Raw genomic sequence first — 13,203 nt, forward strand, 5'->3', positions numbered from 1 at the left:
TGTGTTTCCTAGCTTTCCATTCAGCGCGCAGCGGCGGGCTGCTTCAGGGCGGTCATGGCGATGATGTCGCGCTGCACCTCGTTGGTGCCGCCGCCGAAGGTGAGGATCAGGCAGGCGCGATGCATGCGTTCGAGGCGGCCGAGCAGCTGCGCGCCGGCCGAACCCTGGCGCAGATAGGCCTGCGGGCCGAGCACTTCCATCAGCGTGCGGTACGCCTCGGTGGCCAGTTCGGTGCCGAGCACCTTGCAGGTGGAGGCGTTCCACGGCTTGGGCGCGGAGTCGCCGCCCGCGTCCGCACCGGACGCGATTTCCCAGTTCAGCAACTTGAGGTATTCGACCTTCGCATGCACCCGGGCCAGATTCAGCTGCACCCATTCGCTGTCGATCACGCGACCGCCGTTGGAGTCCTTGTTGTTCTTGGCCCAATCGACGGTCTGGGCCAGCGCCAACTGCAGGGAGGCGGCCGAGGTCAGCGCGACGCGCTCGTGGTTGAGCTGGTTGGTGACCAGTGACCAGCCGCCGTTCTCCGGGCCCACCATGCTGGTGTGCGGGATGCGGACGTCCTGGTAGTAGGTGGCGCTGGTGTCCGGACCGGCCATCGTGTGCACCGGCGTCCAGGAGAAGCCCTCGGCGGTGGTCGGCATGATGAACATGCTGATGCCCTTGTGCTTCTTGGCATTCGGATCGGTGCGCGCGGCCAGCCAGACGTAGTCGGCGTACTGGATCAGGCTCGTCCACATCTTCTGCCCGTTGACGATCCAGTCGTCGCCGTCGCGCACCGCGCTGGTGCGCAGCGAGGCCAGGTCGGTGCCCGCGCCCGGTTCGGAGTAGCCGATGGAGAAGTGCAGCTCACCTGCGGCGATCTTGGGCAGGAAGAATTTCTTCTGCTCCTCGGTGCCGTAGTGCATGATCGTCGGCGCGACCGAGTTGATGGTCAGGAACGGCACAGGTGCGCCGGCGATGGCGGCCTCGTCGGTGAAGATCAGCTGGTCCATCGTGGAGCGGTCCTGGCCGCCGTACTCCTTCGGCCAGCTCAGCGTGAGCCAGCCGTCGTGACCCATCTGCTGGACCACCTCGCGGTAGACGTTGCCCTGACCGTATTCGCCGGTCTGCGAGGACAGTGCCTCGCGCCGCTCCGGGGTGATCAGCGTGGCGAAATAATCGCGCAATTCCGCGCGTAGCTGTTCCTGCTGCGGGGTATACGCAATCCGCATGGCGGTAACCTCGTCGTTCCTCTGGGTAGCCGGCTCGTTCGATAGCCAGCCGACATGGACTGGGCGGTTGTCCCGATCATTGCACAACTACTGAAACATGTTCCAGTATGGACCCGAAACCGGGCCGCTTCCGCCTCGTTGGCCGAGGTGGGCTTGTAGGCTCGTGCTATCAGTGACAAAGGAGTTGTCAAATGAAGGTCAGTGTGGATTTCGACCAGTGCGAGGCCAACGGCATCTGTGTCGGATACGCCCCCGACGTGTTCGAACTCGATGACGAGGACAACCTGCACGTCACCTCGGGCGATGTGCCGGACGACCAGCTCGACGACGTGAAGACGGCGGTCGCGCAGTGCCCGAAGGCGGCGTTGAAGCTCGTCTGAACCGATGCTTGCCGTTAACTGGAACACGTTCTAGAGTCACCGTGTGAGCGAATCTGAAATCAGCTTGTCCGGACGGGTGGCCATTGTGACGGGCGCCGGTGCCGGGCTGGGGCGGGCGGATGCGCTCGCCCTGGCCGCTGCCGGAGCGTCGATCGTCGTCAATGATCTTGTCGAGAACGACGCTGTGTCGGCCACCCTCGCCGATATTCGCGCGCTGGGCGCCAAGGCTGAATTCGTCGCCGGGAGTATTGCCGATCGTGCCACCGCCGATGCCTTGATAAGCACTGCGGACGAGACGTTCGGCAGTGTCGACATCGTGGTGAACAACGCCGGAATTGTCCGTGACGGAATGCTTTTCAATCTCACCGATGACGACTGGGATTCGGTTCTGGCTGTTCATCTGCGCGGACATTTCCTGTTGTCCCGCAATGCCGCCGCATACTGGCGCGGCAAATCCAAGGCAGCCGGTGCGCCGATCTACGGCCGTTTGATCAACACCTCGTCCGAGGCGGGTCTGCTCGGCCCGGCCGGGCAGCCGAACTACGGCGCCGCCAAGGCCGGAATCACGGCGCTGACCTTGTCCGCGGCCCGCGGCCTGGAGCGATACGGCGTGCGCGCCAACGCGATCTGCCCCCGCGCGCGCACATCGATGACCGAGAAGGTCTTCTCCGATGCGCCCGAGGACGGCATCGATCCGCTCTCGCCCGATCACGTCGGACGATTGGTCGCCTATCTCGCCTCGCCCGCCGCGGACGCGGTGAACGGCCAGGTATTCGTCGTCTACGGCCCGATGGTCGCACTGATGGCGGCGCCGGAAGTCGAACGGCGTTTCGATGCGGCGGGTGCGGAATGGTCGCCCGAGGATCTGGCCGACACGCTCGGTGGATATTTTGCCGAACGCCCGGCGGGGCGTACGTTTTCGGCGTCATCGTTGCACGAACTCGGCTAGTGGCGAACAGCTACCGACCACGTTGTTGATCACCGGTCCACCAGTTGGTAGACATGAGGATCGACGGTGTGGGGCGACTCACACAGTTTCTCCTTACGCCGTATGAACAAGTTCTAACTTCCGATCACCGTTCGGTAGGAAAGAGCAGTTCAATATCGCCAAACGGTGCTCGACAACAGAGTGAACGTGTTCTAATCTTCCAGACCGACGGCCGGTTGAGACCGCCGTCACAAGCTCGACGTGCATGGCATGGCAAGGAGGGAATCGGGAATGAACGAGGTTCTTGCCGTGCCGTTGCGAGCGGTCGGCGGGTTCTTCGAACTCACCGCTGCGGTGGCCAAGGCAACCGTGCGGCCGCCCTTTCAGCGTCGTGAATTCGTCGACCAGGCGTGGTTCATCGCGCGAGTTTCGATCCTGCCGACCCTGCTGGTCGCCATCCCGTTCACCGTGCTGGTGAGTTTCACGCTCAACATCCTGCTGCGCGAGATCGGCGCGGCCGACCTGTCCGGCGCCGGCGCCGCATTCGGCACCGTCACCCAGGTCGGCCCGATCGTGACGGTGCTGATCGTCGCGGGCGCGGGCGCCACCGCGATCTGCGCGGATCTGGGCGCGCGCACCATTCGCGAGGAGATCGACGCGATGAAGGTGCTGGGCATCGACCCCATCCACCGACTCGTCGTCCCGCGCGTGCTGGCCTCGATGTTCGTCGCGGCGCTGCTGAACGGCCTGGTCTGCCTGATCGGCATCGGCGGTGGCTTCCTGTTCTCGGTCTTCCTGCAAGGCGTGAATCCGGGCGCGTTCGTCAACGGGATCACCCTGCTGACGCACCTGCCCGAACTGGTCATCGCGGAGGTCAAGGCGACATTGTTCGGCCTGGCGGCCGGGCTGATGGCCTGCTATCTGGGCCTGAACGTGCGCGGCGGGCCCAAGAGCGTCGGTGACGCGGTGAATCAGACGGTGGTGTTCTCCTTCATGGTCCTTTTCGTGTTGAACGTGGTGGTCACCGCGGTCGGTATCAAGTTCACGGTGAGGTGACCTCATGGCCTTCGTGATCCACGCCCGCTTCCCGCGTACTGTTCGACGAGTGCGCCGCATGTCCGACTCGCTCGACAATGTCGGACGCCATGCGCTGTTCTATGCCGAATCGCTGCGCGCGGTGCCCAAGGCGCTGGTCAGCTATCGCACCGAAACCATCCGGTTGATCGCCGAAATCAGCATGGGCACGGGCGCATTGGCCGTCATCGGCGGCACGGTCGTCATCGTGGGCTTCCTGACGCTGTTCGCCGGCGGCACCATCGCGGTGCAGGGCTACAGCTCACTGGGCAATATCGGCGTCGAGGCGCTGACCGGATTCTTCGCCGCCTTCCTCAATGTTCGCATTGCGGCGCCGGTGATTTCGGGTATCGGTCTGGCGGCCACCATCGGCGCGGGCGCGACCGCACAGCTGGGCGCGATGCGCGTCGCGGAGGAGATCGACGCACTCGAGTCGATGGCGATCCGCCCGGTGCCGTTCCTGGTCGGCACCCGGGTGCTGGCCGGGATGATCGCGATCGTCCCGCTGTACGCGCTGGCGGTGATCGCCTCGTTCGTCGCGAGTCGTTTTGCGACCGTGGTGATCTACGGGCAGTCGGCCGGTGTGTACGACCACTACTTCTCGACCTTCCTGATTCCCAGCGACATTCTGTGGTCGTTCGTGCAAGCGATCGTCATGGCGTTGGCGGTCATGATGATTCACACCTATTACGGCTACCACGCGACCGGCGGACCGGTCGGTGTCGGCATCGCGGTCGGTAACGCGGTGCGTACCTCGCTGGTGGCGGTGGTGACGGTGACCCTGCTGGTCTCGCTGGCCATCTACGGCACCTCCGGCAATTTCCATCTCTCCGGGTAGGCGGTATGGCGAGAAATACACTTGTCGAAAAAGACGGTGCCGGAAGGGTGTTCGGCGCGGGCTGGGGTGTCAAGCTGGCGGGCCTGGGCCTGGTGCTGAGCCTGGCGGCGATCGTCGCGGTCGCGCTGACCATGTTCGCGGGCGGCTTCCAGAGCACCGAGGCGGTCTACGTCGACTCGCCGCGCGCGGGTCTGGTCATGGACAAAGACGCCAAGGTCAAGATGCGCGGGGTGGACATCGGCACGGTCAAGGCCATCTCGTACACCGGCAACAGTGCGCGGCTGAAACTGGCGATCGACCCCGACCAGCTGAAGCTGGTTCCGGCCAATGCGGGCGTGGACATCCGCTCCACCACGGTGTTCGGCGCGAAGTACGTGAATTTCACTGTGCCGCAGAACCCTTCGTCCGATCATCTGCAGGAGGGCGCGACCCTGAGCGCGACGCAGGTGACCGTCGAATTCAACACGCTGTTCCAGCATCTGACCGACGTGCTGAGCAAGGTCTCGCCGGAGAAGCTGAACGCCACGCTGACCGCGCTGGGCACCGCACTGCAGGGCCGCGGCGACGAACTCGGGCAGTTGCTGGCCAACAGTGATCAGTATCTGAAGGACATCAATCCGAGCATGCCGGATCTGCAGAGCGATCTGCGCACCAGCGTCCCGGTGACGAATCTGTACAGCGACGTCGTACCGGATCTACTGCACACCACCGACAACGTGTCGGTGACGAGTAAGACGCTGGTGGATCGCAAGAGCGATCTGGACGCGGTGCTGCTGAACCTCATCGGCCTGGTGAACACCACCGAGCCGATCCTGAAGCAGAACCAGAAGCCGCTGGTGACCGCGCTGGATCTGCTGCAGCCCACGACCGCGCTGCTGAGCGAGTACAGCCCCGGGCTCTACTGCTTGGTGGTCGGCGTCGCCAACGCGGTGCCGGTGGCCAATCAGGTGTTCGGCGGCCTGGGCCCCTACGTGACGCTCAACGCCAGCTTCATGCCCGGCGGCACGCCGTACAAGTATCCGAAGGATCTCCCGAAGGTGAACGCCACCGGCGGTCCGCGCTGCGACAACATCCTCGATCGCAAACCCGGCAGCCACTCCAACTACCTGGTCACCGACACCTCGCAGGGTGAGGTGTGGACGCCGTCGCTGAGTTCGCATCTGAACGATCCGAACACCAGCGTCTTCCAGCTGCTGTTCGCCGGAATGCCGGGGGTGCCGAAGCCGTGAGATCCAAACCACGGGCCGTCTCGGTCAAACTGTCCATCTTCACGCTGGTGATGGTGCTGGTGCTGGCCCTGCTCGCGGTCATCTTCAGCCAGATGCGCTTCGCCAGCGAGACCGGATATCACGCGGTGTTCACCAGTTCCTCGGGCATGCTGCCGGGATCCAAGGTGCGCATCGCGGGTGTGCCGGTCGGCTCGGTCAAGCGGGTCTACGTGGGCAAGGATCACCTCGCGCACGTCGACTTCGAGGTCGATCACCAGTACCGCCTCTACGACAGCACGCAGGCCGCGGTCCGCTACGAGAACCTCGTCGGTGACCGGTATCTGGAACTCATGGACGGTCCGGGCACCGCGAAACGGATGTCCGAGGGCGGCACGATCGGCACCGACCGGACCAAACCCGCCCTCGATCTGGACATGCTGCTCGGCGGGATCAAACCGCTGCTGCGCGGTCTGGATCCGGCGCAGGTCAACGATCTGACCAATGCGCTGCTGCAGGTGTTCCAGGGACAGGGCGGGACGCTGGTGGCCCTGCTGAACAGCTCCGGCTCGTTCGCCAAGACGCTGGCCGACCGGGATGCGCTGATCGGCAGCGTGATCAACAACCTGAACACGGTGCTGTCCACCATCGACGCCAAGAACAAGGATTTCGACGCCACGCTGACCGAACTGCAGCGTCTGGTCAGCGGCCTGGCCGCGGACCGCGACCAGATCGGCGAGGCGCTGCCGCGCCTGGCCGGGGCGACCGGTGATCTGACCGGCCTGCTGCGGCAGGCCCGGCCCGATCTGAAGAACGACTTCGATCAGCTGGGCCGGTTGTCGGGGAATCTCAACGACCGCACCGACGACGTGCAGTGGGTGCTGGACCGGCTGCCGGATACCTACAAGAAACTCGTGCGGCTCGGTTCCTACGGCTCGTTCCTGAACATGTACGTCTGTGGGACGAACTTCCTGATCGACGGCCCCGACGGCAAGCCCATGCATGTCAACCTGCCCGGTTTGCAGACGACCGGAAGGTGCTCGGCGCAGTGAAAGAAAAACGCTCACCACTGATCGACATCGGCATCGTCGGTGTGGTCCTCGCAGTCGCCATCTCGTTGTCCGCCTTGCAGTTCCAGCGCCTGCCCTTCGTGCGCAGCGGTGCGGAGTTCAGCGCGTACTTCGCCGATGCGGGCGGTCTGCTGCCCGGTGACCACGTCCAGGTGGCCGGGGTGCGCTCGGGACAGGTCGAGTCCGTCACCCTGGCCGGGGCGAAGGTGAAGGTCCGGTTCACCCTGGACGAGTCGATCGTGCTGGGGCGCAAGACATCCGCGGCGATCAAGACCAACACCGTGCTGGGCCGCAAATCGCTCGAGGTGGTTCCCAGCGGTGACGGTGTGCTGCGCCGCGACGACATCATCCCGCTGTCCCGCACCACCTCGCCGTACTCGCTCAACGACGCACTCGGCGATCTGGCCTCGACCGTGCAGGGACTGGACACCGATCAGGTCAACAAGACCCTGGACACTCTCTCGGCGGCGTTCGACAACACGCCCGGACCGCTGCGTTCGGCCCTGGACGGCATCACCGCGCTCTCGCGCAGCTTGAACACCCGCGACAAGGCCCTGACCGAACTGCTCTCGCACGCGCAGAACGTCACCAAGGTGCTCTCGGATCGTGCGAACCAGATCAACACGCTGCTGCTGAGCGGTAACGATCTGCTCGGCGAACTGAACGCCCGGCGCACCGCGCTGAGTCAGCTGATCCAGTACGTCAACGGCCTGGCCCAGCAGCTCACCGGATTCGTGCAGGAGAACGAGGCATCGCTCAAACCCGATCTGGACAACCTGAATTCGCTGCTGGCCCTGCTGCAGAAGAACAAGGACCAGCTGGGCAAGGCCCTGGACGCGCTCGGCCCGTACGCCGGTGCGCTGGGTGAGCAGGTCGGCAGCGGCCCGTACTTCCAGGCGTACGTCTCGAACGCGACGAGTATGACGCTGCAACCGCTGGTCGACGCGCTGGTCTGGCCGCAGCACGTGCCGCAGTCGTTCCAGAACTACATCAACCACCCGCCGCTGAATGTCGGTCCCTCCATCCAGGAGCCTCCGCGATGAACGCTCTACTGAAGATGCGCAAGGTGCCCCGCTGGGTGCGCATCGTCGCCGCGGTACTGGTCGTCGCACTGGCCGGTTGGATCGGCTACGGCGCGGTCACCAATATCGGCAAGACCCACATCACCGCGTACTTCCCGTCCACGACCGGCATCTACAACGGTGACGGGGTGGAGATCCTCGGGGTGAAGGTCGGCAAGATCAATTCGATCGAACCGGGCAAGGACAACGTCAAGGTGACGATGACCGTCGACCGCGGCGTGGACATCCCCGCGGACGCGAAGGCGGTGATCATCGCGCCGTCGCTGGTCTCGGCGCGATTCATCCAGCTGGCCCCGGCCTACACCGGCGGCCCGAAGATGCACGACAACGCGACCATTCCGATCGAGCGCACCGCCGTTCCGGTGGAGTGGGACGACATCAAGGCCGAGCTGACCAAGCTGTCCAAGGCGCTGGGACCGATCGGCCAGGACAAGCAGGGTTCGTTCGGTCGGTTCGTGGACACCGCCTCGGACAACCTCGCCAACGGCAACGCGCAGGCGTTCCGGGACACGCTGAAGGAGCTGTCCAGCACGCTGAGCACGTTGTCGGACGGGCGAACCGACCTGTTCGGGACGATCAAGAATCTGCAGCAGTTCGTGGACGTGCTGTCCAAGAGCAACGATCAGATCGTCCAGTTCGGCGGGCGACTGGCCTCGGTGTCCTCGGTGCTGAACAACGTCTCCGGCGATCTCGGTGCGGGACTGGACAATCTGGATACCGCGGTGGCCGACGTACAGCGGTTCCTCAACGAGCGCGGTCCGGCGCTGACCGACAGCGTGCAGCGCCTGGCCGACGTCACCCAGCTGCTGGTGGACAAGAAATCCGACATCGAGCGCGTGCTGCATTCGGGTCCGACCGCGCTGGCGAACTTCTATCAGATCTACAAGCCGGCTCAGGGCACGTTGACCGGCGCGGTCGTCGGCACCAACTTCGCCAACCCGTTCGCCTTCCTGTGCGGTGCGGTGGAGGGTCTGCAATCCGATGATTCGGACAGGACCGCGGCGCTGTGCAGGCAGTACATCGCACCGGTCATCCAGTCGCTGATGATGAATTACCCTCCGGTGCTGTTGAATCCGGCATCCGGTCAGGGCGCGTTCCCGAGTCAGCTGACCTACAGCACGCCGGATCTGGCCAAGCGGGTGAACACCAACCCCGACGGCGCGCCCGCCGCGGCGCCGGTGGCCACACCTGCGGTCGTGGTCCCGAAGGGCATTGCCGGACTTCTGCTTCCGGGAGGTGGGCACTGATGGCTTGGGGAAACGCACGTAAGCGACTCGCGGGTGCGGCGATCGGACTGGTCCTGGCGTTGGGCGTCACCGGCTGTCAATGGGATGGGCTGAACACGCTGCCGATGCCGGGTGCGGCCGGAACGGGCGAGGGCTCGTGGCAGGTGCGCATCCAGATGCCGAATGTGACCACCCTGACCCGCAATTCGCCGGTCATGGTGAAGGACGTCACGGTCGGCACGGTCACGAACATCGAGGTGCAGGGGTGGCACGCACTGGTCACCGTAAGCCTCGATCAGGGAGTGCAGTTGCCCGCCAACGCGATCGCGAAGATCGGGCAGACCAGTCTGCTGGGCAGCAATCACGTCGAACTGGCTCCGCCGTCGTCGAATCCGCAGGGCCGGTTGCAGAACGGGGATGTGATCCCGCTCGATCGCGCCGGTGACTATCCGACCACCGAGCAGACGCTGTCCTCGCTGTCGGTGGTGCTCAATGGCGGCGGCATCTCGCAGCTCGAGACCATCACCCACGAGCTGGATGCGACGTTCCACGGGCGCACCGATTCGATCCGGGATCTGTTGCCGCAGTTGAAACAGCTGACCGGCACGCTGGATCAGCAGACCCAGGACATCATCGCCGCGACGAGCGGGCTGGACCGTGTCTCGGGTGTGCTGGCCCAGCAGAAGGATCAGGTCACCACCGCGATCACCAAGATCCACCCGGCGCTGACGGTGCTGGCGGATCGTCGGCAGAACATCACCAAAACCCTTGTGGCACTGGGGAATCTGAGTGACGTCGTACAGCAGATCATCCAGCAGGGCGGGGAGAGCCTGAAGGCGGATCTGGCCAATCTCGGTCCGGCGCTGAAGTCGCTGTCCGACACCGGCGGGAAACTGGCCGATTCGCTGCAGATCCTGCTCACCTTCCCGTTCCCGATGAAGAATCTGGACAAGGCGCTCAAGGGCGACTACCTGAATCTGCTCATGACGGTGGATCTGACCGGTGCGCGCATCGATTCGAACTTCCTCACCGGAACTCCGCTGGGCGGGCGATTCGGCGGCGTCGAGGGCGCTCTGGGCACCATCGCCCCGCAGACCGCGCAGGGTAAGGGCGATCCGGTGCACGGACCGCTGCAGACCCAGCCCAAACCGGCCACTCCCGCGCCCACGCCGAGTATTCCCGGGCTGCCCTCGATTCCGGGGCTGCCCGCCATTCCGGGGATCACCGTTCCCGGCCCGTCGCAAGGAGGCGGCCGGTGAAACTCACCAAGTTCGTCCGCACCCAGCTGGTCATCTTCGCGGTGCTGACCGTGGTCGGCCTGGTGGTCATGGCCGGGAGCTACGTGCATCTGCCTGCCATGTTCGGCATCGGCCGGTACGGGGTGACGGTGAAGCTGGTCGCGACCGGCGGGCTGTATCCGACCGCCAACGTCGCCTACCGCGGCACCAATATCGGCAAGGTCGACAGCGTGCGGCTGACGCCGCAGGGGGTGGACGCGAAACTGTCCATCCAGAGCGGTTACAAGGTGCCCAGCGACGTCGAGGCGTACGTCAAGAGCGTCTCGGCGATCGGCGAGCAGTACGTGGATCTGGTGCCCGCCGAAAATCCGAAGGGCGGCAATCTGTCCGACGGCGCGGTGATCCCGGAGGATCGCACCAAACTGCCGCAGGACGTCGGCGCTATGCTCGATCAGGCCGACCGGTTGCTGTCCAGTGTCGCGGACACCAAGTTGCGTGAGCTGATCGACGACGCGTTCACCGCGTTCAACGGTGCGGGCCCGGATCTGCAGAAGTTCATCGATTCCGCCTCGCTGCTGGTGCAGGAAGCGCAGAAGAACACCGGGCCGACCAAGGATCTGCTGAAGAAGATCGGCCCGCTGCTGAACACGCAGAACCGTTCCGCGGACTCGATCCGCACCTGGACCCATGATCTGGTCGCGGTCACCGATCAACTGCGCCGGCACGATCCGTCGCTGAATCAGCTGCTGCAGCGCACTCCGGCCGCGGCGCAACAGGTCAGCCAGACCTTCCAGGACCTGCAGCCCACGCTGCCGATCCTGCTGTCTAATCTGGTCAGCGTCGGGCAGGTCGCGGTGACGTATCACGCTGGGCTGGAACAGATCCTGGTGATCTATCCGCAGATGATCTCGGCGCTGCTGACCGTCGTGCGCGGGCCCGCGCAGTACGGCGCGATGGTCGACTTCATGCTCGGCCTGAACGATCCGCCCGGCTGCATCACCGGCTTCCTGCCGCCGAGTCAGCGTCGCTCGCCCGCGCTGACCGACACTCCGGACACGCCGGGCGATCTGTACTGCAAGGTTCCGCAGAACGCCGAGGAGGCCGTGCGCGGTATTCGCAACACGCCATGTCAGGATGTTCCGGGGAAGCGCGCCCCGACCCCGGAGCTGTGCCACGATCCGCGCGGTTACGTGCCCGAGGGCAACAACCCGCCGTTCGGTGCGCCGCAGCCGGTGGACAATTCCGGTGCGCCGCTGCCGAATCCGGCCGCGAAGCCGGGAACGGTGCATCCGGCCTCGTTCGAGAACAGGAGTTACGACCCGGCAACCGGAACCTTCACCGGACCCGACGGACGCACCTATCGGGAGGGGGACGTCAAGCCCGGTGGCTCGGGCACGGTACCGTCCGGGTGGCAGGCGATGCTCGAGGAGCAGCAACAATGAGCGAAACCACACCACCAACACCACCTACATCGGGACGAGTCCGGCGGCGTGCGAGTCGCCAGGCCGGTCCCGTCGGCGAACAGGCGAAGACCGGTGAGGCGACCGTCGTTCCCACCGCGAGCAGTTCCGCATCGGGCGCCGCGCAGGCATCGGCGGTCACCGATACCACGGTGAAGGCCGACGCCGTTCCGATGGACGCGGAGCCCGGGGCGGAGGTCTCGGCGGCGGGGACGGCCGCCGGGCCGGTCAGCGACGGCGATGTCACCTCCACGGTTGCCGGTAAGACGTCGGCGAAAACTGCTGCAGTCGAGGGTGATTCGACTGTGAAGCTCGGTACCGCCGACACGGATTCGACGGTCGAGCTCGGTGCCGCCGCCGATTCGACCGTGAAGTCGGGCAAGGCCGACTCCGGCGTTCGGCCGGGTGCTGCCGGTGCGGACCCCGTCGACGCGCCGGTGGACGAGCCCGTCGACGCACCCGACACCGAGGGCGACCTCGTCTCGGAGAAGGACGGCTTCTGGCGTTCGATGCGGCCGATCGAATGGGTGGCGGCCGTGGTCGCGGTCGTGTCGCTGCTGGCATTGGTCGGCGGCGGCGGGGTGTACTTCTACCACCAGTCACACGCCGACGCGCTGGCCTCGCAGCGGACCGAATACCTCCAGACCGCCAAAGAAGCCATCCTCAACCTCACCAACATCAAGGACGACACCGCCGCGCAGGACATCGATCGCGTGCTGTCGGTGGCCTCGGGTGATCTGAAGGCCGAGTACACCCAGCGTAAGGACGCCTACGCGCAGGTCGTCAAGGAGGCGAAGGTCAAGGCCAGCGGCGAGGTGATCGAGGCCGCGATCGAGAGTCAGAACGACGATTCGGCCAAGGTGCTCATCGCGGCCAAGCAGACCCTCACCAATGCGGGCGATTCGCAGCCGCAGGACCGGTACTACCGGTTCCGGGTGACCGTGAACCGCGGTGACGGCGGCGTCACCGCGTCGAAGGTGGAGTTCGTGGCATGACATCGCGAGGAAATCGTCTTCCGATCCTGACCGCCGTCGCGGCCGTACTGCTGGTCGCGGCCGTGACCGTCGGAGTGTTCACCGGAATCCGGTTCTGGAACGACCGGCAGGCCGAACAGGCTCGCAGTGCCTCGGTCGACGCCGCGCGGCACACGGTGTCGGCGATGTTCACCTACGACTTCAACAACGTCGACACGCAGCTGCCCAAGGCCGCCGAGGCGTTGACCCCCTCCTTCAAGAGCGACTACCTGAAATTGATCGATCAGGCCATCGCGCCGGGGGCCAAGCAGAAGCAGCTCACGGTGCAGGCCACCACGCAGGCGGCCGGCGTCGTGTCCGCCGACCGCTCGCACGCGGTGGTGCTGCTGTACCTGAACCAGGTGACGACCAGTAAGGATTCACCGCAGGGCACCGTCACCCCGAGCCGGGTGCGGGTATCGCTGGAGAACGACGGCGGTCACTGGCTCGTCGGGCAGGTCACCCCGATCTGAGG

Annotated in this window: 13 protein-coding genes; 12 read left to right on the forward strand and 1 reads right to left on the reverse strand. The window is 65.3% G+C overall.

Annotated features, from left to right (window positions below):
* Positions 1-20 precede the first annotated feature (20 nt).
* Positions 21-1,214 (reverse strand): acyl-CoA dehydrogenase family protein, encoded by a 1,194-nt coding sequence (locus ON40_RS02560; RefSeq protein ID WP_040818007.1) that lies wholly within the window; start codon positions 1,212-1,214, stop codon positions 21-23.
* A 191-nt stretch (positions 1,215-1,405) separates the two neighbouring features.
* Here ON40_RS02560 and ON40_RS02565 point away from each other — a divergent pair, with 191 nt between their 5' ends.
* The 12 genes from ON40_RS02565 (at position 1,406) to ON40_RS02620 (ending at position 13,201) form a co-directional block, all read left to right on the forward strand.
* Positions 1,406-1,594 (forward strand): ferredoxin, encoded by a 189-nt coding sequence (locus tag ON40_RS02565; protein ID WP_040818010.1) that lies wholly within the window; start codon positions 1,406-1,408, stop codon positions 1,592-1,594.
* 43 nt (positions 1,595-1,637) lie between these two features.
* On the forward strand, positions 1,638-2,543 hold the full coding sequence (locus tag ON40_RS02570; protein ID WP_040818012.1) for a 3-oxoacyl-ACP reductase: 906 nt from the start codon (positions 1,638-1,640) through the stop codon (positions 2,541-2,543).
* Positions 2,544-2,813: 270 nt separating this feature from the next.
* Positions 2,814-3,578 carry an MlaE family ABC transporter permease gene (locus ON40_RS02575; protein ID WP_040818015.1) on the forward strand — a complete coding sequence of 255 codons (765 nt, stop codon included), beginning with the start codon at positions 2,814-2,816 and terminating at the stop codon, positions 3,576-3,578.
* Positions 3,579-3,582: 4 nt separating this feature from the next.
* On the forward strand, positions 3,583-4,434 hold the full coding sequence (locus ON40_RS02580; RefSeq protein WP_040818018.1) for an MlaE family ABC transporter permease: 852 nt from the start codon (positions 3,583-3,585) through the stop codon (positions 4,432-4,434).
* A gap of 5 nt (positions 4,435-4,439) precedes the next feature.
* Positions 4,440-5,663 (forward strand): MCE family protein, encoded by a 1,224-nt coding sequence (locus ON40_RS02585; RefSeq protein ID WP_051192593.1) that lies wholly within the window; start codon positions 4,440-4,442, stop codon positions 5,661-5,663.
* On the forward strand, positions 5,660-6,691 hold the full coding sequence (locus ON40_RS02590) for an MCE family protein (RefSeq protein WP_040818024.1): 1,032 nt from the start codon (positions 5,660-5,662) through the stop codon (positions 6,689-6,691). Before ON40_RS02585 ends, ON40_RS02590 begins: the two co-directional genes overlap by 4 nt.
* Complete coding sequence (locus ON40_RS02595; RefSeq protein WP_040818110.1) at positions 6,688-7,752, forward strand: MCE family protein; 1,065 nt, start codon at positions 6,688-6,690, stop codon at positions 7,750-7,752. The genes ON40_RS02590 and ON40_RS02595 overlap by 4 nt, the downstream gene beginning before the upstream one ends.
* Complete coding sequence (locus ON40_RS02600) at positions 7,749-9,038, forward strand: MCE family protein (protein WP_040818026.1); 1,290 nt, start codon at positions 7,749-7,751, stop codon at positions 9,036-9,038. The genes ON40_RS02595 and ON40_RS02600 overlap by 4 nt, the downstream gene beginning before the upstream one ends.
* Positions 9,038-10,276 carry an MCE family protein gene (locus ON40_RS02605; protein WP_040818028.1) on the forward strand — a complete coding sequence of 413 codons (1,239 nt, stop codon included), beginning with the start codon at positions 9,038-9,040 and terminating at the stop codon, positions 10,274-10,276. The genes ON40_RS02600 and ON40_RS02605 overlap by 1 nt, the downstream gene beginning before the upstream one ends.
* Complete coding sequence (locus ON40_RS02610) at positions 10,273-11,697, forward strand: MCE family protein (protein WP_040818031.1); 1,425 nt, start codon at positions 10,273-10,275, stop codon at positions 11,695-11,697. The genes ON40_RS02605 and ON40_RS02610 overlap by 4 nt, the downstream gene beginning before the upstream one ends.
* A complete protein-coding gene (locus tag ON40_RS47825) occupies positions 11,694-12,710 on the forward strand; it encodes an Rv1363c family protein (RefSeq protein WP_051192595.1) in 1,017 nt (338 codons plus the stop codon). Before ON40_RS02610 ends, ON40_RS47825 begins: the two co-directional genes overlap by 4 nt.
* Positions 12,707-13,201, forward strand: a complete 495-nt coding sequence (locus tag ON40_RS02620; RefSeq protein WP_040818034.1) for an Rv1363c family protein — start codon at positions 12,707-12,709, stop codon at positions 13,199-13,201. Before ON40_RS47825 ends, ON40_RS02620 begins: the two co-directional genes overlap by 4 nt.
* The last annotated feature ends 2 nt before the right edge of the window (positions 13,202-13,203 follow it).

The organism is Nocardia jiangxiensis NBRC 101359, from assembly GCF_000308615.1.
GTDB lineage: Bacteria > Actinomycetota > Actinomycetes > Mycobacteriales > Mycobacteriaceae > Nocardia > Nocardia jiangxiensis.

Bases quoted from the DNA above. Each gene is read 5' to 3' on its own strand.
- ON40_RS02605 (WP_040818028.1), top strand. From the start codon at position 9,038: ATGGCTTGGGGAAACGCACGTAAGCGACTCGCGGGTGCGGCGATCGGA.
- ON40_RS02580 (WP_040818018.1), top strand. From the start codon at position 3,583: ATGGCCTTCGTGATCCACGCCCGCTTCCCGCGTACTGTTCGACGAGTG.
- ON40_RS02585 (WP_051192593.1), top strand. From the start codon at position 4,440: ATGGCGAGAAATACACTTGTCGAAAAAGACGGTGCCGGAAGGGTGTTC.
- ON40_RS02600 (WP_040818026.1), top strand. From the start codon at position 7,749: ATGAACGCTCTACTGAAGATGCGCAAGGTGCCCCGCTGGGTGCGCATC.
- ON40_RS02565 (WP_040818010.1), top strand. From the start codon at position 1,406: ATGAAGGTCAGTGTGGATTTCGACCAGTGCGAGGCCAACGGCATCTGT.
- ON40_RS47825 (WP_051192595.1), top strand. From the start codon at position 11,694: ATGAGCGAAACCACACCACCAACACCACCTACATCGGGACGAGTCCGG.
- ON40_RS02575 (WP_040818015.1), top strand. From the start codon at position 2,814: ATGAACGAGGTTCTTGCCGTGCCGTTGCGAGCGGTCGGCGGGTTCTTC.
- ON40_RS02560 (WP_040818007.1), bottom strand. From the start codon at position 1,214: ATGCGGATTGCGTATACCCCGCAGCAGGAACAGCTACGCGCGGAATTG.
- ON40_RS02620 (WP_040818034.1), top strand. From the start codon at position 12,707: ATGACATCGCGAGGAAATCGTCTTCCGATCCTGACCGCCGTCGCGGCC.